A 17,664-nucleotide genomic window follows, 5' to 3' on the forward strand; every position below is an offset into this window, starting at 1 on the left:
AAGTTACTCGGCGGCCTCGGAAGTCGTCCCCGGTCCCACCTTGGAATTGTGCAGGTCGACGTTGAGGCCGAGCGAGCGCATTTCCTTGACCAGCACGTTGAACGATTCCGGGATGCCGGCCTCGAACGTGTCGTCGCCGCGGACGATCGCCTCGTACACCTTGGTTCGTCCCGCGACGTCGTCCGACTTCACGGTCAGCATTTCCTGCAGCGTGTAGGCGGCGCCGTAGGCTTCGAGGGCCCAGACCTCCATTTCGCCGAAGCGCTGGCCGCCGAACTGCGCCTTGCCGCCCAGCGGCTGCTGGGTGACGAGCGAGTACGGTCCGATCGAACGCGCGTGGATCTTGTCGTCGACGAGGTGGTGCAGCTTGAGCATGTAGATGTAGCCCACCGTCACCTTGCGATCGAAGGGATCGCCGGTGCGGCCGTCATAGACGGTCGACTGGCCGGACGCATCGAGCCCGGCGAGCTTGAGCATCTCCTCGATGTCGGCTTCCTTGGCGCCGTCGAACACCGGGGTGGCGATCGGCACGCCATGGCTGAGGTTGCGCCCGAGCTCGATCAGCTCGCTGTCGTTCAGCGACTTGATGGTCTCGTCGTCGCCGTAGATCTTCTTCAGCGTCTCCTTCAGCGGCTTGGTGTCCTGCCTGGCGGCGCCGTGCAGGTAGGCATCGACCGTCTGGCCGATGCGCTTGCCGAGGCCGGCGCAGGCCCAGCCGAGATGCGTCTCGAGGATCTGGCCGACGTTCATGCGCGAGGGCACGCCCAGCGGATTGAGCACGATGTCGGCATGCGTGCCGTCCTCGAGGAACGGCATGTCCTCGATCGGCACGATCTTCGACACCACGCCCTTGTTGCCGTGGCGGCCGGCCATCTTGTCGCCGGGCTGGATCTTGCGCTTCACCGCGACGAAGACCTTGACCATCTTCATCACGCCGGGCGGCAGCTCGTCGCCGCGCTGCAGCTTCTCGACCTTGTCGAGGAAGCGCTGTTCGAGGCCCTTCTTCGACTCGTCATACTGCTTGTGCATGGCCTCGATCTCGGCCATCAGCTTGTCGTTCGGCGAGGCGAACAGCCACCACTGCGACTTCGGATACTCGTCGAGCACTGCGCGGGTGATCTTGGTGTCCTTCTTGAAGCCCTTGGGACCGGCGATGCCCTGGCGGTTCTCCAAGAGCTCCGCCAGACGGTTGTAGACGTTGCGGTCGAGGATCGCCTGCTCGTCGTCGCGGTCCTTGGCCAGCCGCTCGATCTCCTCCCGCTCGATCGCCAGCGCACGCTCGTCCTTGTCGACGCCGTGGCGGTTGAACACGCGGACTTCCACGATGGTGCCCTGCACGCCCGGAGGCACGCGCAGCGAGGTGTCGCGGACATCGGAGGCCTTTTCGCCGAAGATGGCGCGCAGGAGCTTTTCCTCCGGCGTCATCGGGCTTTCGCCCTTCGGCGTGATCTTGCCGACCAGGATGTCGCCGGCGCGCACTTCCGCGCCGATATAGACGATGCCGGCTTCGTCGAGGTTCTTCAGTGCTTCTTCCGAGACGTTCGGAATGTCGCGGGTGATTTCCTCGGGCCCGAGCTTGGTGTCGCGGGCCATCACCTCGAATTCCTCGATATGGATCGAGGTGAACACGTCGTCCTTCACGATCCGCTCGGAGAGCAGGATCGAGTCTTCGAAGTTGTAGCCGTTCCACGGCATGAACGCGACAAGCACGTTGCGGCCGAGCGCGAGCTCGCCGAGATCGGTCGAGGGACCGTCAGCGATGATGTCGCCCTTCTTGACGATGTCGCCGACCTTCACCAGCGGACGCTGGTTGATGCAGGTCGACTGGTTGGAGCGCTGGTACTTCATCAGCCGGTAGATATCGACGCCCGACTTGGTGGGGTCGAGATCCTCGGTGGCGCGGATGACCACACGGGTGGCGTCGATCTGGTCGATCACGCCCGAGCGGCGGGCAGCGATCGCCGCACCGGAATCGCGGGCGACCACGCCTTCCATGCCGGTGCCGACGAACGGCGCCTCGGCGCGAACCAGCGGCACCGCCTGGCGCTGCATGTTCGAGCCCATCAGCGCGCGGTTGGCGTCGTCGTTCTCGAGGAACGGAATGAGCGCCGCTGCCACCGAAACCAGCTGCTTCGGCGACACGTCCATGTAGTCGACCTTGTCCGGCGTCACCGGCAGCACTTCGCCGGCGTTGCGGCAGACCACGAGGTCCTCGGTGAAGCGGCCGCGGTTGTCGAGCGGCACGTTGGCCTGCGCCACGCGGTAGCGGCCCTCCTCCATCGCCGAGAGGTACACGACCTCGTCGGTGACGCGGCCGTCCTTGACCTTGCGATACGGCGTCTCGACGAAGCCGTATTTGTTGACGCGCGCAAACGTCGCCAGCGAGTTGATCAGGCCGATGTTCGGGCCTTCCGGCGTCTCGATCGGGCAGATGCGGCCGTAATGCGTCGGGTGCACGTCGCGCACCTCAAAGCCGGCGCGCTCGCGGGTCAGACCGCCCGGTCCGAGCGCCGACAGGCGCCGCTTGTGGGTGATCTCCGACAGCGGGTTGGTCTGGTCCATGAACTGCGACAGCTGCGAGGAGCCGAAGAATTCACGCACGGCCGCCGCGGCGGGCTTCGCGTTGATCAGGTCCTGCGGCATGACGGTGTCGATATCGACGCTCGACATGCGCTCCTTGATGGCGCGCTCCATGCGGAGCAGGCCGATGCGGTACTGGTTCTCCATGAGTTCGCCGACCGAGCGCACACGGCGGTTGCCGAGATGGTCGATGTCGTCGATCTCGCCCTTGCCGTCGCGCAGGTCCACCAGCGTCTTGATGACGGCGAGGATGTCTTCCTTGCGCAGCGTGCGGTGGGTGTCGGGCGCATCGAGCTCGAGGCGCATGTTCATCTTGACGCGGCCGACCGCGGAGAGATCGTAACGCTCGGAGTCGAAGAACAGCGACTGGAACATGGTCTGCGCGGAGTCGAGCGTCGGCGGCTCGCCCGGGCGCATCACCCGGTAGATGTCGAACAGCGCGTCCTCGCGAGTCATGTTCTTGTCGGCATGCAGCGTGTTGCGGATGTAGCCGCCGACATTGACGTGGTCGATGTCGAGCACCGGCAGTTCCTTGTAGCCGTGCTCGTTCAGTGCCTTCAGCAGCTTGTCGGTGATCTCCTCGCCGGCTTCGGCATGGATCTCGCCGGTCTTGGCGTTGACGAGGTCTTCGGCGAGGTAGTTGCCCGCCAGTTCCTCGTCCGACAGGCGCAGCGCCTTCAGCCCCTTTTCCTGGAGCTGGCGCGCGGCGCGCACGGTGAGCTTCTTGCCGGCTTCGAGCACGACCTTGCCGCTGTCTGCGTCGATCAGGTCGTTGACCGTCGAGTAACCGCGGAAGCGGTCGGCGGCAAACGGCACGCGCCAGCCGTCCTTGGTGCGCTTGTAGGTGATCTTCTTGTAGAAGGTCGCGAGAATCTGCTCGCCGTCGAGGCCGAGCGCATACATCAGCGACGTCACCGGGATCTTGCGGCGGCGGTCGATGCGGGCAAACACGATGTCCTTGGCGTCGAACTCGATGTCGAGCCAGGAGCCGCGATACGGAATCACGCGGGCGGCGAACAGGAGCTTGCCCGAGGAGTGGGTCTTGCCCTTGTCGTGGTCGAAGAACACGCCGGGCGAACGGTGCATCTGCGAGACGATGACGCGCTCGGTGCCGTTGACGATGAAGGTGCCGTTCATGGTCATGAGCGGGATGTCGCCCATGTAGACGTCCTGCTCCTTGATGTCCTTGACCGACTTGGCGCCGGTTTCCTCGTCGATATCGAACACGATGAGGCGCAGCGTCACCTTCAGCGGCGCAGCGAAGGTCATGCCGCGCTGGCGGCACTCGTCGACGTCGTATTTCGGCGGCTCGAATTCGTAGCGGACGAATTCCAGCATCGAGGTGCCCGAGAAGTCGGAGATCGGGAACACCGAGCGGAACACGGCCTGCAGGCCCTCGTCCGGACGGCCGCCGGTGGGTTCGTCGACCATCAGGAACTGGTCATAGGACGCCTTCTGAACCTCGATGAGGTTCGGCATCTCTGCGACTTCCTTGATATGTCCGAAGAACTTGCGAACGCGTTTGCGACCGGTGAATGTCTGCTGCGCCATCGTGGCCTCTCATCTGCGCCGCCCCCGCCGTGAGGGCGAACCTTCCGGACCGCGGTTTGCGACCGCCATCCGGGTTGAATTTCGATTCGTTTCGACCCCCCAAAGCCCGATTGCGGGTTTTTCGTCCCGATTTCGTTCTTCGGACCTTCAAAACGCAAAACGACGCGCGGGGCGCGCTAGCGCACCCGCCCGTCACAACCATTCATTTCACGGACTGCAAAAAGCCCGAAATCTGACTGTCTCCCAACGGCTTGCGCCGGGAACCCTGCCGTCCCCGTCACCGCGCCGTGTTTTCCTGCTGCCGACCCGATATGGGGCGGCGAACGCAGGGATTCGAGGATTAAGTTCCCGAATCCCCACACTTTTCTGTGTACGCCCTGCTCCGGGATGCCCCGAAGCACGCTTCTTGCACAATCCCGGGGATTCGGCCCCGGGTTTACGCACTTACTTGAGCTCGACCTTCGCGCCAGCCTTCTCGAGCTGGGCCTTGATCTTGTCGGCTTCGTCCTTGTTGACGCCTTCCTTGACCGGCTTCGGAGCGCCTTCGACGAGGTCCTTGGCTTCCTTCAGGCCCAGGCCCGTGATGGCGCGGACTTCCTTGATGACCTCGATCTTCTTGTCGCCGGCGGAAGCCAGCACGACGGTGAACTCGGTCTTCTCTTCGGCCGGAGCGGCGGCGGCGCCACCAGCGGCGGGGCCGGCAACCGCAACCGCGGCAGCGGCGGACACGCCCCACTTCTCTTCCAGGAGCTTAGCGAGTTCAGCCGCTTCGAGCACGGTGAGGCTCGAGAGGTCGTCGACGATTTTCTGCAAGTCAGCCATTGATCTGTTTCCTTAAACGTATGGTTCGAACCAGGTTGATGTTTTGCGAAGGGTCAGGCCGCTTCGCCCTTTGAGGCATGAGCCTGAATGACGCGCGCGAGCTTGGCCGCGGGAGCGTTCGACAGTTGGGCGATCTTGGTCGCGGGCGCCACGAGGAGGCCCACGAGCTTTGCGCGCAGTTCGTCGAGCGACGGCAGCGAGGCAAGCGCCTTCACGCCATCGACATTCAGGACGGTTTTACCCATCGAGCCGCCGAGGATGACGAACTGTTCGTTCGCCTTGGCGAATTCGATGGCAACCTTCGGCGCGGCGACCGGATCGCTGGAAGTTGCGATCACGGTCGGCCCCTTCAACAGGGGGCCGATGCCGGCGACGTCAGTGCCTTCAAGAGCAATTTTGGCGAGACGGTTCTTCGAGACCTTCACCGATGCGCCAGCCTGCCGCATCTGCATGCGCAGCTTCTGCATCTGGGCCACGGTGAGGCCGGAATAGTGGGCGACGATGGCAACGTTCGTGGTCTTGAAGACCTCGTTGAGCGCTACGACCGCGTCCTTTTTTGCCGCTCTTTCCACAGCAAGCTCTCTCCGGTTGGCGGCCTTGCTCATCTTGGAGCAGGACCACCGGGTTGCACCCGCCGTCCCGCCCGTCACCTGACATTCGGAAGCGAGCTTCCGAAGGACACGAAGGGCAAGACGACATCTTAAGCCTGCCCTCCCGAAAGCCTTCGCAGGCCCGCGGGGTGTCGAGGTTCGAACCAAACTCCCTCCACGCCGCCAATAATGGCAGGCGCGAACAAAAATCCGGTCTTCACCCGTCTATGCAGGCCGTTCGATTAAGCCCTTGAAGAACTTGCGTTCGTCGCAGGCGCCTGCAGTCTCGGACAGGATCGAGGCACATCGGCAGAACCGACGGCCCCTGCCCCATTCCACCGGGACGAAGTTTCCTCTTCCTCTTGAACGGCCCGAGCGGACGTCAAAAGGAACAGTCTCCCTTCATTTCGGCATTTTGGAATGCGAGCACGAACGCGCCAGCGACCGCCAGCACGTCCGGAGGCGGCTGTTTATCCGCTCCGGCACCGATTGCCAAGAGCAAAAATCGGGCCGCGGCCGGCGGGGCAAAACCCCTGAAACCGGCCTCTCCGGGCCCCGTATATCGCCCATATAATGGGTTCCCGCCAAAATGGGGCCGCTACGGGGGCATTTTCGATGGCAAAGCCGGCCGACAGCTACTTCAACCCGGTGACCAAGACGCGGCTGGTGTTCGTCACGACGGCTGAGTCGTCCGGCGGAATGGAACTCGCCATCGACTGGTTCGTCCCGCCCGGCGAGCGGCTGGCGGCGATTCCCCACTGCCACGGCGGAGGGCCCGACGGCGCCAGCATCGAGCATTTCGACCTGCTCGAGGGCAGCGCCGGTTGCAGCATCGGCGGGGTCAGGCAGCAGGCGAGCGCACCCCACACCTTCACGGTCCCCTTCAATACGCCGCATGTCCATCCCTGGAACACCGGCACCATGACATTGCACGTGCGCCAGCGCATCACTCCGCCGGAGCCGAGCCTCGAAATCCTTGAAGGCGTCGAGCGCTTCTTCGAGACCCTGACCGCGCTGAGCCAGCAGGGCCGCGCCAACCGCCGCGGCGACATCTACAATCCCTTGCAGGCCGCGCTGCTTCTGACCAGCACGCTGTTTCCGGTCACCTATATCGCCTATCTGCCCGTCGGCCTGCAGGCGGCCGCGCTGGGCGGCATGGCGAAACTGGCCAGGCGCCTCGGCTATCCCGCGCATATCATGCCGAAGGCGGGCTAGGATCGTAGGATGGGTAGAGCGAAGCGAAACCATCATGCTTCAACAACAAAGATGAATGATGGGTTTTTCGACGCGCTCGACCTCTCCCACGGCAGCAGCGGCGCGCACCATTGCAAATCCGGCACGACGGGCAAGTCACTTCGGTTTGACGGAATCGTGTCAAGCCCCGGAGTGAAAAATATTTCGCTTTACCAGAATTCTGATTTGCGGTATGCATGCCCCAGCCCGCGCCACCATGAGGGACGTTCGCGCGATCGTCACGGAACGTGGTGCGGGTTGCGATGGACGCTTGCCGCGTCAGGCGGGGTCATTCCCGCCCGACGAAAACGCGGCAGCGTACGGCGAAATCGTGTGGTCCTGGCGCCGCGACCCTGGCGTCTATCCCCGCCGGCCTGTGCTGGCGAGGCAACGGGGGCAAGACAGGCCGTTCCCCGGGGAGAGCGCGACATAAGCCGTAAGGCCATTGCGCGGGGAAGGCCGGGCTGTCCCGGCTGTACCTGTCAAACCCGTGTGCACCTTTTGTAGCACTTTTCGCACACGGCAATGCGGGCGCAGTCGGCGCCCGGCCTTCCCTGCGCCCTCTTCACAGAAGAGGGCCGAAGAGACCGCAAAACTCAGGCGAAACCGCGCCGTGAGAACGAGAAGCTATGTCTGCATTCTTGTCGCGGCCATCCTTCGAGACGCCGCGCGAGCGCGGCTCCTCAGGATGAGGCAGCAAAGCGCCGTAGGGTGGGCAAAGCGCAGCGTGCCCACCCTCAAGAGCACTGCACGCAAGGTGGGCACGGCGCAAGAGCGCCTTTGCCCACCCTACAGTTCTCACCCCGCCTTCACCGCAAAGGGCAGCGGCTTGCCGGCGAAGAACGCCTCCAGATTCGCCATCACGCAGTCCTGCATCGCGACGTGGCCTTGCAGCGTGTGGCCGCCGACATGCGGGGCGAGCACGACGTTCGGCAGCGCGGTCAGCGCATCCGGCGCGTGCGGCTCCTTCTCGAAGACGTCGAGGCCGGCGCCGGCGATGGTCTTGTCGGTGAGCGCTGCAACCAGTGCGCGCTGGTCGATGACGGAACCGCGCGCGATGTTGACGACATGGCCGTCCTCGCCGAGCCGCCGCAGGATATCGGCGTTGACGACGTGATACGTCTCGGGGCCGGCGCGCACGGCGACGATGAGCACGCTGCACCAGTCGGCCAACGCCTCCAGACCGTCGAAATAGCGATAGGGCACGTCATGGCGGCTGCGGCTGAAATAGCCGACCTCGCTCTCGAAGGCGGCCACGCGCGCGGCGATGCGGCGGCCGATCTCGCCCATGCCGTAGATGCCGACCTTGCGTCCGCCCATGCCGTTCTGCGGCCGCATCAGCGGCGACGGTTTCGACGCCGCCCAGCTGCCGTCGCGGATAAAGCCGTCGGCGACCAGGATCCGCCTCACGCTTGCCAGCGTCAGGGCCAGCGCCATGTCGGCGACCGACGAGGCATTGGCGCCGGGACTGTTGCCGACCGCGATGTTGCGCGCGGCTGCGGCCTTCAGGTCGACGCCGTCATAGCCGGTGCCGTAGCAGACGATCGCCCCCAGTTGCGGCAGCAAGTCCATGATGTCACCGCCGAGCCGCTGGCCGCCTGCCGCGAGCACGGCGCGGACGGAAGCGAGCTGTTCCGCCGAAAACACCTCGCCGGGCTTCTTCCCCGCCGCATCCATCAGCTCGTAGCGCTGGCTGATGCGCGCCATCTGCGATTTCGGGAAGCGGTGGAGGATCAGGACTTTCTCGGGCATCGCGGCCTCTTCTTGCAAATGAAACGGGCGGAACCGGTGACCCGATCCCGCCCTTCGATTGTCATGCCCTCAGGCGAATCATCAGTCGTGCAGCGAGCCCGGCTCGACCTTCACGCCCGGCCCCATGGTGGAGGAAACCGCGACGCGCTGGATGTAGGTGCCCTTGGCGCCGGCGGGCTTGGCCTTGGCGACCGCGTCCGCGAGCGCCTTGACGTTCTGCACCAGCTTCTCCTCGGAGAACGAGGCCTTGCCGACGCCGGCCTGCACGATGCCGGCCTTCTCGACGCGGAACTCGACCGAACCGCCCTTGGCGCCCTTGACCGCAGTGGTGACGTCCATGGTCACGGTGCCGATCTTCGGGTTCGGCATCATGCCGCGCGGGCCGAGCACCTTACCGAGGCGGCCGACCAGCGGCATCATGTCGGGGGTGGCGATACAGCGATCGAAATCGATGTTGCCGCCCTGCACCTTCTCCACCAGATCTTCCGCACCGACCACGTCGGCGCCGGCGGCCCTGGCTTCATCGGCCTTCGCACCGCGCGCGAACACGCCGACGCGCAATGTGCGGCCGGTGCCGTTCGGCAGGGTGACGACGCCGCGGACCATCTGGTCGGCGTGGCGCGGATCGACGCCGAGATTGATCGCAATCTCGATGGTCTCGTCGAACTTCGCCTTTGCCCGAGCCTTGACCATCTTGATGGCCTCCGCGAGCGGGTACGCCTTCTCGGGATCGACGCCTTCGCGGGCGGACTTGTAACGCTTTCCGATTGCCATGGCGCCTTACCCCGCAACTTCCAGACCCATCGAACGGGCAGAGCCCTCGACCATTTTCATGGCCGATTCGATGGTGTCGCAATTGAGATCCTTCATCTTCTTCTCGGCGATCTCGCGCACCTGCGCCTTGGTCACCTTGCCGGCCTTGTCGCGGCCCGGAGCCTTCGAACCGGACTCGATCTTGGCGGCCTTCTTGAGGAAGTAGGACATCGGCGGCGTCTTCATCTCGAAGGTGAAGGAACGGTCCGCATAGATGGTGATGATCACCGGGATCGGGGTGTTCTTCTCTTCCTTCTGCGTCTGGGCGTTGAACGCCTTGCAGAATTCCATGATGTTCAGGCCGCGCTGACCAAGCGCGGGGCCGATCGGGGGCGACGGGTTCGCCGCTCCCGCCGGCACCTGAAGTTTCAGGTATCCGGTCACTTTCTTTGCCATGTATCACTCCTGTTGTGCCGGCGAACCGGCGGTTTCAGGTTCCGTGGTTCGGATGGAGGCGGCTGGCTACCGCCCTCTCCTCCCACGGCCTCTTCAGTCTACGCGAAGATCGATCCTCGCGCCCTCAATATACACGAAGACGCACTTCGTGCTTTCGCAATCAGACCTTCTCGACCTGAGCGAATTCCAGTTCGACCGGGGTCGCGCGGCCGAAGATCGACACGGCGACCTTCAGGCGCGAGCGCGCCTCGTCGATTTCCTCGACCACACCCGAGAACGAGGCGAACGGGCCATCGGCCACGCGGACGTTCTCGCCGATCTCGAACGACACCGAGGCCTTCGGCCGTTCCACGCCCTCCTGCACCTGGTGCAGGATGCGCATGGCTTCGGCTTCCGAGATCGGCATCGGCTTGTTTTCGGCGCCGAGGAAGCCGGTCACCTTGGGCGTGTTCTTGATCAGATGAAACGCCTCGTCGGTCAGCTTCATCTTCACCAGCACGTAGCCCGGGAAGAACTTGCGCTCGGCGTCGATCTTGCGGCCGCGGCGCACTTCCGTGACCTTCTCGGTCGGCACCAGCACCTGCTCGAACAATTCCTCGAGCCCGCGCTGCTTGGCCTGCTCGCGGATCGATTCAGCGACCTTCTTCTCGAAGTTCGAGTAGGCGTGAACGATGTACCAGCGCTTGTCCATAAGTTGAGTTCCGGCGCTCATCAGCGGATGCCCAGAATGAAGGTAACGAAATAGCGGATGATGATGTCCGCGACGAAAAAGAAGATCGATGCCAGCGCCACCATGACGAACACCATGATAGTCGTGATGGTCACCTCGCGGCGGGTCGGCCAGGTGACCCTGCCGGCCTCCGAACGCACTTCCTGGAGAAATTTGAACGGGCTGAAAGCCATTCTGTCGATCCAAAGGCCGTCTTGAGACGATGCTTGATTTTACGGGAATCCCGAGCAGCCGATATGAGCCCAGCCCTCGTTGGAAGGATGAGCCGCAAAGCGAGCTCGATTGTTCGGGGGAATTCAACGCCGCGCCGGATATCCGCATCAAACGGGCCGGCAGCAGGTGGCGGCTATCTACTGCGCCGCGGGGCAAAGGTCAAGGTATGGGCAGGACCAAAAGCGGAACGAGCTGCCTACGTCGCAACGGTGGGTGGCTCTTGGCCGAGCGCCGCCACGCGACAGCGCCCTATTTCCCTGTTTGCGGACGATCAAGGGGCGACCGCCAAACATGGCCTCTACTGCCTCGGGCAACCGGCGTTCGGCAAACGCCAGTTGCCACCCACCCATGGAAGGCAATTCAATGACCAAGAATGTCGGAACAATCGATCGCGTGATCCGGGCCGTTGTCGGGCTCGCCATCCTCAGCCTGGTATTCGCCGGACCGAAGAGCCTGTGGGGCTTGCTGGGCCTCATTCCGCTCATCACCGCCCTTGTCGGCTGGTGTCCGCCTTATGCCCTGCTCGGCTTCAACACCTGCAAGGCAGCAGCAAAGCCCGGTGCCTGACACAAGTGCAGCGGGGCGCTGCGACTCCGGCCGCGGCGCCTCGCCCATTATTTGCTACGGCCTCAGGCCGCCGACTTGATCTCGATCTGCTTGCTCTGCGCGGGCGCAGGCTTCTTCACGGTCACCTTGAGCACGCCCTTGGCGATCTCGGCCGAGACGTCCTCCGGCTTCACGCCTTGCGGCAGCTCTACCGAGCGCGAGAACGAACCGTAGCTGCGCTCGACCAGATGATAGTCTTTCTCCTTCTCTTCACGCTCGCTCCTCTTCTCGCCGCGAATGGTGAGAACATTGTCGGCGAGGTTGATCTGGACATCCTTGGTCTCGAGACCCGGAAGTTCGGCCTCGATCTCGATCGCCTTGTCGGTCTCGGCCACGTCCATCCGCGGCAGGTTGGCGCCCGCGCCGGTAAAGGCCGGGAAGTTGGGGAAGCCGCGGGTCACGCCTTCGAACAGCCGGTCGATCTCCTGTTGCAGGAACGAGAACGGATTGGCCTCCCGGCGGGAGACAGTGCGATCGGTTCCAACGGGTATCAGAGACTTGTTCATTGCTTGCCTCCAGGTGAAGTTGAGCCCCATGCGCGGCGCCAAGCTAGAGTGCCGGGCGAGCGTGACGTTGCGCGAGATCAAGCCGGCTTTGTCGCATTGCGCAAAATTGCTCATGCTGGGCGGTCAGGAAATTCCCAATGCACGCCATGGTTCTCACTGCCAGGGGAGCGGCACTCACGATGCAGGAGCGGCCGGACCCTGTGCCCGGCGCAGGCGAGGTGCGCGTGAAAGTCAGTGCCTGCGGCGTTTGCCGGACCGATTTGCACGTCGTCGACGGCGAATTGCCCGATATCGGCTATCCCATCGTGCCCGGACATGAAGTCGTCGGCCGGATCGATGCGCTGGGAACAGGCGTCTCCGGGCTCGCGCCGGGCATGCGCGTCGGCGTGCCCTGGCTCGGCTGGACCTGCGGCCACTGCAGCTATTGCGAGCACGGGCAGGAAAATCTCTGCGACCGCCCGCAATTCACCGGCTACACCCGCGACGGCGGTTTCGCCACGCATCTGGTTGCGGACGCCCGCTACTGCTTTCCGCTTGGCGAGGCCGGCGACGACACCGCGCTCGCTCCCCTGCTCTGCGCCGGCCTGATCGGCTGGCGCTCGCTGGTGATGGCAGGTCCCGGCAAGCACATCGGCATCTACGGTTTCGGCGCGGCCGGCCATATCGTGGCGCAGGTCGCCCGTTGGCAGGGCCGCTCGGTCTATGCCTTCACGCGCAAGGGCGATGCCGACGCGCAGGGCCTGGCGCGCGCGCTCGGCGCGGTGTGGGCCGGCGCATCGGAAGATATGCCGCCGGCCCCGCTCGACGCTGCGATCATCTATGCGCCCGTCGGCGCGCTGGTGCCGATCGCGCTGCGCGCGGTGCGCAAGGGCGGCCGCGTGGTTTGCGCGGGCATTCACATGTCCGACATCCCGGCCTTCCCCTACAACATTCTCTGGCAGGAACGGCAGCTCGTCTCGGTTGCCAATCTCACCCGGCAGGACGGCCTCGATTTTCTGAAGGTCGCGGCCCAGGCCGACATCCGGACGCACACCACGGCGTTCCCGCTCGAACGCGCCAACGAGGCGCTGGCGCAATTGCGTGACGGCAAGCTCGTCGGCGCCGCGGTGCTGCGGCCATGACCGCGCCGGCGAAATCCACCGCGTCGAGCCAGAACGAGGTGCTGGCGTTTCTCGCCGCCGGCGCCGGCACCGGCGTGCCCACCAGGCGCATCGATACCCACATTTCGATCGTGTTCCTTGCCGCCGATCGCGTCCTGAAGATCAAGCGCGCGGTGAGGCTACCTTTCCTCGACAACTCGACGCTGGAGCAGCGCAAGCGCTGCTGCGAGGAGGAACTCGCGGTCAACGCCCGCCACGCGCCCGCGATCTATCGCCGGGTCGTCGCCATCACGCGCGAAGCGGACGGGCTTGCGCTCGGCGGCAAGGGGCCGCCGGTCGAGTGGGCGGTGGAAATGGCGCGCTTCGACGAGACCCGCACGCTCGACCATCTCGCCGCGGCGCGCGCCGTTCCGCCTGCAGCGGCTGACCTGTTGGCCGAGACAATGCGCGCTTCCCACGCCGGCGCCCCGATCGCCACGGGATCGCAATGGCCGGCTTCGATCGCGACCATCATCGACCGCAACACCGACAAGTTCCTTGAGCAGCGCGCGTTGCCGGCCGGCGACGTCGGTCGGCTGCACGAGCTCAGCCACCGGCATTTCCGCGACCATCTCGCCCTGCTGCAACGGCGCACCGCGGCCGGGCAGGTGCGCCGCTGTCATGGCGATGCGCATCTCGCCAACATCGTCATGATCGGAGAGCAGCCCGTCCTGTTCGACGCCATCGAATTCGATGCGGCGATGGCGACGACCGACCTGCTCTACGACCTCGCCTTCCCGATCATGGACTTCCTGCATTTCGGCTACGCCGATGCGGCGAACCGCCTGTTCAACGGCTACTTGCAGTCCGGATGGCGCGAGCATGGCGATGCGCTGGTGCTGCTGCCGCTGTTTCTCTCGATGCGCGCCGCAGTCCGAGCGCTGGTGTCGTTCACCAAACACGAACTTTGTCCAGACGATCCCGCCGGCATCGCCGATGCGAAATCCTATTTTGCCCTCGCGCTGCACCTGATCGCTCCGCGCAGGCCATCCCTGCTCGCCATCGGCGGACGCTCGGGGACGGGCAAGAGCGTGCTGGCGCGCAGCATCGCGGGCCGGATCGCGCCGGCGCCCGGCGCCGTGCTGCTGCGCTCTGACCTCATTCGCAAGGAACTTGCCGGTGTCGATGCGCTGACGCGGCTGCCGGAAGCGGCCTACACGCGCGAGAGCTCGGATCGGGTCTATGGCGAGATGTTCGACCGCGCCCGCCATGTGCTCGCACAGGGACACTCCGCCCTGCTGGATGCAGCCTTTCTGACGGAGGCCGAACGAACGGCGGCGGCGGAAATCGCTCGCGCCGCCGGCATCGATTTCCACGGCATCTTTCTCGTGGCCGCGCCCGAAGTCCGCGTGCAGCGCATCGGCTCGCGCCGCAACGATGCATCGGATGCCTCCCAAGCCGTCGCACTCAGCCAGGAAGCCATCGATCCCGGCGCGATCGATTGGCCGATCGTGGACGCCTCGGGAACGCCGGATGAAACACTGGCGCACGCCGCGCCGCATTTGCCTCCATCTCAGCGTTGCAACACATACTGACCCGGTGCATCCGCCAGCACGCTCTGCTTCGGTCCACCCATCGGCGGCGGTGCGACGGGCGCGCCGGAATGCTCGATGAGAAAGCGCACCCATTCCGGCCACCACGATCCCTCGTGCCGCGGCGCGTGGCTCAGCCACTCGTCGGGCCCGAGATAGGGCGCGTCGGCCTCCTTGCCCAGCACCTGATAGGTGTGCCCCGCCTCGCCCGGCGGCGCGACGATGCCGGCATTGTGCCCGCCGCTCGCCAGCACAAAGGTGATGTCGGCATCGGCAGCGAGGTAGTTGATCTTGTAGGTCGAGCGCCACGGTGCGACGTGGTCGCGCAGCGTCCCGACTACGAACATCGGGGCGTGCAGATCGGACAGCGAGATCAGGTCGCAGCCGGCATAGTAACGGCCCTCCGCCAGCTCATTGTTGAGGAACAGCTTGCGCAGATACTCGGAATGCATCCGGTAAGGCATCCGCGTGGCGTCCGCGTTCCACGACATCAGGTCGTTCGGTGCGGAGCGCTCGCCCAGCAGATAAGAGCGAATCGCGCGCGACCAGACCAGATCGTTGGAGCGCAGGATCTGGAATGCGCCCGCCATCTGCTCAGTGCCGAGCACGCCTCGCTCCCACATCATGTCCTCGAGGAAGGCGACCTGGCTCTCATTGATGAACAGCGTGAGCTCACCCGCTTCGGTAAAGTCGGTTTGCGCCGCCAGCAGCGTCAGCGAGCTCAGGCAGTCCGGCCTCGCCGTGGCGAGATGCGCGGCGGCAATCGAGAGCAATGTGCCGCCGAGGCAGTAGCCGGCCGCATGGATCGGCTGCCCCGGCATGATCGAATTGATGGCGGCAATCGCGGCGTCGATGCCGAGCGTGCGATAGTCTTCCATCCCGAGGTCGCGCTCTTCCGGCGTCGGATTGCGCCAGGAGATCATGAAGACGGTAAACCCCTGCCCCACCAGATGGCGCACCAGCGAATTGTGCGGCGACAGATCGAGGATATAATATTTCATGATCCATGCCGGCACGATCAGCACCGGCTCGGGGCGGACTTCCGCCGTCTGCGGCGCGTACTGGATCAGCTCGATCAGCCGATTGCGGTAGACCACCTTGCCCGGCGCCGTCGCGACGTCCTTGCCGACAACGAACGGCCTGCTGTCGCCGAGCCGGCCCGATCCGAGCAGCGCACGAGCGTCCTCGGACCAGTTTCGCAGGCCCGCCGCAAGATTGCCGCCCCCTGTCTCCCGCGTCTTGCGCAGCACTTCCGGATTGCTGAAGGCGAAATTGGTCGGCGCCGCCATGTCCAGAACCTGGCGCATCGCAAAGTCGACGATGGCTGCGTTGGACTGCGACAGTCCGCGCACGCCGGTCGCGGCGGAATGCCACCATTGCTCGGTGAGCAGGAAGGCCTGCGCCATCATGTTGAAAGGCGGCAGCTCCCAATCGTGCGCCGAGAAGCGGCGGTCGGCTGGCGCGGGAGCGGCAACCGACCAGGGCTTGAAGCCGGCATTGGGAAACGCCAGCGATTCGGCGAAGCGATAGGCGCTGCGCGCAGCCTCGCTTGCAAGCGCGACCTGCTTGCCGGGCGACGCCACCAGGTGCAGCTGCCAGTCGGCAAAGGCCAGAGCCAGCGCAGCCGGCGAAACGCCGCCGGTGAAATGCGCGATGGAGGCGTGCACCGAGCGGTCGATCGCCTCGGGAATGGTCGGCGGTGCTGATGGAGGCGGACACGGCGCCTCGTGCGCGGCGGCGGCCGGCACGGGAAATGGCACGACTTGGGTTGCGGGCCGCGGAGTCATCATCGTACCCCTCATTCGAGGTCGAAGCGGCGCCGTCCGAGCGCGATGATTTCGCGATCGGAGGGATGATCGGCAGCCTCGGCGTGCAGCGATGTCGGGGCCAGGTCTTTGCGATGTTCCCTCAGATAATGCAGCAGTGCTGCCTTTTCGGTTCCCGGCCCGACGATCAGTATGTCGCGACAGAACCGCAAGGACTCCGCCACCGCCGGCAGGAAGCTCTTGTCTTCCGCGGCTTGGCCAGAACCGATGGTATTGGCCTTGTGGTGCAGATGGGTCGAGGAAGGATGCGCATGCACGACCACCTCGCCGACCCCGGCCAGGCCCATCGGAAAGACCTTTGCAGTCAAGTGATCGATCCAGACCACGGCATGGGCGTGTTTGACATCGGCCGGTTTGGCGTCGGTTTTGTTCATTGTGATTTTCCGTCCTCGAATTGGCGTCGCAGGAAGCGACCGCATTTATGGATCAAAATTTAGGCGTTTGGCTTGGCTGGCGTTTGATTTGGCTCAATCCAGCGCGGGCCGACAGGGTTAAGAAAAAGCAACCGAGCAGACTTGCGGATGGAGAGGCCCATGTACAAGAAGATTCTGGTCAACATTCCCACCGAGCGTTCGCCGCGCCCCGTGATCGACGGCGCGATCTCGCTGGCGGCACGCTGCAAGGCCGAGCTCGATGCGGTGTCGGTCGGCTATGAATCCTCCAGCATGCCCCTGGTCGCCGAAGGCGGCGCGGCGGTCGCGGTCATCTTCGAGGCCGAGCGCGAAAAGGCGCTGGAGCGCGCTAATGCCGCGCTTGCCGTTTTCGAGGCGGAGGCCAAGCAAGCCGGCGTGGTCCATTCCAGCCGCGCCATCAGCGCCCTGCAGGGTGAGGCTGCCGCAATCCTCGGCGCCACCGCACGGCTCTATGATCTCAACGTGGTGGCGCAGCCGGAATTCGAGCGCGACACCTTCGACAACACGCTTGCCCAGGAAATCCTGTTCCAGTCGGGCGGCCCGGTTCTGTTCATGCCCTATACCTTCAAAGGCGCGTTCCATGCCAAGCGGGTCGGCATCTGCTGGGACGGCAGCCGGGTTGCCGCCCGTGCGGTGCGCGATGCCATGCCGCTGCTGGAGAAAGCCGAAGCGATCACGATCATCACCATCAACGCGGACAACAACGTCCCGGCCGAGGCCTCCGCCGCAAATCTTGTGCGCTATCTCTCGGGGCTCGGCGTGCCGACGGAGATCGACAGCCTGAAGACGGAAAAGGCCAATATCCAGTCGAGCATCCTCTCGCTGGCGTCCGACGAGAGTCTCAACCTCCTGGTCATGGGCGGCTACGGCCATTCCCGCCTGAAGGAGACCGTGTTCGGCGGCGTCACCCGCGAGATGCTGGAGTCGATGACCGTGCCGACCCTGATGTCGCACTGAGCTAG

The 17,664-nt window shown here is 64.8% G+C and carries 16 protein-coding genes; 5 read left to right on the top strand and 11 right to left on the bottom strand.

All coding sequences use genetic code 11. The annotated features are described in order from the left end of the window. Window positions 1-3: 3 nt before the first annotated feature. From rpoB to rplJ, 3 genes are all read right to left on the bottom strand, one after another. Window positions 4-4,131: a DNA-directed RNA polymerase subunit beta gene (rpoB, locus tag HZB49_RS03030; protein WP_291609001.1), complete on the bottom strand. Its 4,128-nt coding sequence runs from the start codon at window positions 4,129-4,131 to the stop codon at window positions 4-6. Between the two features lie 444 nt (window positions 4,132-4,575). Continuing rightward, a complete protein-coding gene (gene rplL, locus HZB49_RS03035) occupies window positions 4,576-4,953 on the bottom strand; it encodes a 50S ribosomal protein L7/L12 (protein WP_061876888.1) in 378 nt (125 codons plus the stop codon). A gap of 53 nt (window positions 4,954-5,006) precedes the next feature. Then, on the bottom strand, window positions 5,007-5,525 hold the full coding sequence (gene rplJ / locus HZB49_RS03040) for a 50S ribosomal protein L10 (protein ID WP_291609102.1): 519 nt from the start codon (window positions 5,523-5,525) through the stop codon (window positions 5,007-5,009). Window positions 5,526-6,158: 633 nt separating this feature from the next. Here rplJ and HZB49_RS03045 point away from each other — a divergent pair. Beyond that, window positions 6,159-6,758 carry a hypothetical protein gene (locus HZB49_RS03045; RefSeq protein ID WP_291609002.1) on the top strand — a complete coding sequence of 200 codons (600 nt, stop codon included), beginning with the start codon at window positions 6,159-6,161 and terminating at the stop codon, window positions 6,756-6,758. An 816-nt stretch (window positions 6,759-7,574) separates the two neighbouring features. On the opposite strand, the gene HZB49_RS03050 is transcribed toward HZB49_RS03045, so the two are convergent. From HZB49_RS03050 to secE, 5 genes are all read right to left on the bottom strand, one after another. Further along, the gene (locus tag HZB49_RS03050; RefSeq protein WP_291609003.1) at window positions 7,575-8,528 is read right to left on the bottom strand and encodes a 2-hydroxyacid dehydrogenase; all 954 of its coding nucleotides are present in this window, start codon (window positions 8,526-8,528) and stop codon (window positions 7,575-7,577) included. 81 nt (window positions 8,529-8,609) lie between these two features. Then, window positions 8,610-9,302, bottom strand: a complete 693-nt coding sequence (gene rplA, locus HZB49_RS03055) for a 50S ribosomal protein L1 (RefSeq protein WP_291609004.1) — start codon at window positions 9,300-9,302, stop codon at window positions 8,610-8,612. A gap of 6 nt (window positions 9,303-9,308) precedes the next feature. Further along, a complete protein-coding gene (rplK, locus tag HZB49_RS03060) occupies window positions 9,309-9,737 on the bottom strand; it encodes a 50S ribosomal protein L11 (protein ID WP_291609005.1) in 429 nt (142 codons plus the stop codon). 160 nt (window positions 9,738-9,897) lie between these two features. Beyond that, window positions 9,898-10,428, bottom strand: a complete 531-nt coding sequence (gene nusG, locus HZB49_RS03065) for a transcription termination/antitermination protein NusG (RefSeq protein ID WP_291609006.1) — start codon at window positions 10,426-10,428, stop codon at window positions 9,898-9,900. A 20-nt stretch (window positions 10,429-10,448) separates the two neighbouring features. After that, the gene (gene secE / locus HZB49_RS03070) at window positions 10,449-10,640 is read right to left on the bottom strand and encodes a preprotein translocase subunit SecE (RefSeq protein WP_291609007.1); all 192 of its coding nucleotides are present in this window, start codon (window positions 10,638-10,640) and stop codon (window positions 10,449-10,451) included. 403 nt (window positions 10,641-11,043) lie between these two features. On the opposite strand from secE, the gene HZB49_RS03075 reads away from it, so the two are divergent. Continuing rightward, window positions 11,044-11,247 (top strand): DUF2892 domain-containing protein, encoded by a 204-nt coding sequence (locus HZB49_RS03075; protein WP_291609009.1) that lies wholly within the window; start codon window positions 11,044-11,046, stop codon window positions 11,245-11,247. Between the two features lie 62 nt (window positions 11,248-11,309). Here HZB49_RS03075 and HZB49_RS03080 read toward each other — a convergent pair whose 3' ends face one another. Beyond that, window positions 11,310-11,792, bottom strand: coding sequence for an Hsp20/alpha crystallin family protein (locus HZB49_RS03080; protein ID WP_291609010.1), 483 nt, complete (start codon window positions 11,790-11,792; stop codon window positions 11,310-11,312). Between the two features lie 137 nt (window positions 11,793-11,929). Here HZB49_RS03080 and HZB49_RS03085 point away from each other — a divergent pair, with 137 nt between their 5' ends. Further along, window positions 11,930-12,913: a zinc-dependent alcohol dehydrogenase family protein gene (locus HZB49_RS03085; protein WP_291609011.1), complete on the top strand. Its 984-nt coding sequence runs from the start codon at window positions 11,930-11,932 to the stop codon at window positions 12,911-12,913. Continuing rightward, entirely contained in the window at window positions 12,910-14,466 is a 1,557-nt protein-coding gene (locus HZB49_RS03090; protein ID WP_291609012.1) for a bifunctional aminoglycoside phosphotransferase/ATP-binding protein, read from the top strand. Before HZB49_RS03085 ends, HZB49_RS03090 begins: the two co-directional genes overlap by 4 nt. Here HZB49_RS03090 and HZB49_RS03095 read toward each other — a convergent pair. Together HZB49_RS03095 and HZB49_RS03100 are read right to left on the bottom strand one after the other, a co-directional pair. Then, window positions 14,445-16,253 (bottom strand): alpha/beta fold hydrolase, encoded by a 1,809-nt coding sequence (locus HZB49_RS03095; protein WP_291609013.1) that lies wholly within the window; start codon window positions 16,251-16,253, stop codon window positions 14,445-14,447. The two genes, HZB49_RS03090 and HZB49_RS03095, sit on opposite strands and share 22 nt — an antisense overlap. An 8-nt stretch (window positions 16,254-16,261) precedes the next feature. Continuing rightward, window positions 16,262-16,663 (bottom strand): hypothetical protein, encoded by a 402-nt coding sequence (locus tag HZB49_RS03100; protein WP_291609014.1) that lies wholly within the window; start codon window positions 16,661-16,663, stop codon window positions 16,262-16,264. A 159-nt stretch (window positions 16,664-16,822) separates the two neighbouring features. On the opposite strand from HZB49_RS03100, the gene HZB49_RS03105 reads away from it, so the two are divergent. Beyond that, complete coding sequence (locus tag HZB49_RS03105; RefSeq protein ID WP_291609015.1) at window positions 16,823-17,659, top strand: universal stress protein; 837 nt, start codon at window positions 16,823-16,825, stop codon at window positions 17,657-17,659. The last annotated feature ends 5 nt before the right edge of the window (window positions 17,660-17,664 follow it).

It is taken from the genome of Bradyrhizobium sp. (assembly GCF_016219575.1).
Lineage (GTDB): Bacteria > Pseudomonadota > Alphaproteobacteria > Rhizobiales > Xanthobacteraceae > Bradyrhizobium.

What these genes read in the sequence shown, in the direction of transcription:
- rplK (WP_291609005.1), bottom strand. Translation starts at nt 9,737, where the DNA reads ATGGCAAAGAAAGTGACCGGATACCTGAAACTTCAGGTGCCGGCGGGA.
- secE (WP_291609007.1), bottom strand. Translation starts at nt 10,640, where the DNA reads ATGGCTTTCAGCCCGTTCAAATTTCTCCAGGAAGTGCGTTCGGAGGCC.
- HZB49_RS03085 (WP_291609011.1), top strand. Translation starts at nt 11,930, where the DNA reads ATGCACGCCATGGTTCTCACTGCCAGGGGAGCGGCACTCACGATGCAG.
- rplL (WP_061876888.1), bottom strand. Translation starts at nt 4,953, where the DNA reads ATGGCTGACTTGCAGAAAATCGTCGACGACCTCTCGAGCCTCACCGTG.
- HZB49_RS03075 (WP_291609009.1), top strand. Translation starts at nt 11,044, where the DNA reads ATGACCAAGAATGTCGGAACAATCGATCGCGTGATCCGGGCCGTTGTC.
- HZB49_RS03090 (WP_291609012.1), top strand. Translation starts at nt 12,910, where the DNA reads ATGACCGCGCCGGCGAAATCCACCGCGTCGAGCCAGAACGAGGTGCTG.
- rplA (WP_291609004.1), bottom strand. Translation starts at nt 9,302, where the DNA reads ATGGCAATCGGAAAGCGTTACAAGTCCGCCCGCGAAGGCGTCGATCCC.
- HZB49_RS03100 (WP_291609014.1), bottom strand. Translation starts at nt 16,663, where the DNA reads ATGAACAAAACCGACGCCAAACCGGCCGATGTCAAACACGCCCATGCC.
- rpoB (WP_291609001.1), bottom strand. Translation starts at nt 4,131, where the DNA reads ATGGCGCAGCAGACATTCACCGGTCGCAAACGCGTTCGCAAGTTCTTC.
- HZB49_RS03080 (WP_291609010.1), bottom strand. Translation starts at nt 11,792, where the DNA reads ATGAACAAGTCTCTGATACCCGTTGGAACCGATCGCACTGTCTCCCGC.
- HZB49_RS03050 (WP_291609003.1), bottom strand. Translation starts at nt 8,528, where the DNA reads ATGCCCGAGAAAGTCCTGATCCTCCACCGCTTCCCGAAATCGCAGATG.
- nusG (WP_291609006.1), bottom strand. Translation starts at nt 10,428, where the DNA reads ATGGACAAGCGCTGGTACATCGTTCACGCCTACTCGAACTTCGAGAAG.
- HZB49_RS03045 (WP_291609002.1), top strand. Translation starts at nt 6,159, where the DNA reads ATGGCAAAGCCGGCCGACAGCTACTTCAACCCGGTGACCAAGACGCGG.
- HZB49_RS03105 (WP_291609015.1), top strand. Translation starts at nt 16,823, where the DNA reads ATGTACAAGAAGATTCTGGTCAACATTCCCACCGAGCGTTCGCCGCGC.
- HZB49_RS03095 (WP_291609013.1), bottom strand. Translation starts at nt 16,253, where the DNA reads ATGATGACTCCGCGGCCCGCAACCCAAGTCGTGCCATTTCCCGTGCCG.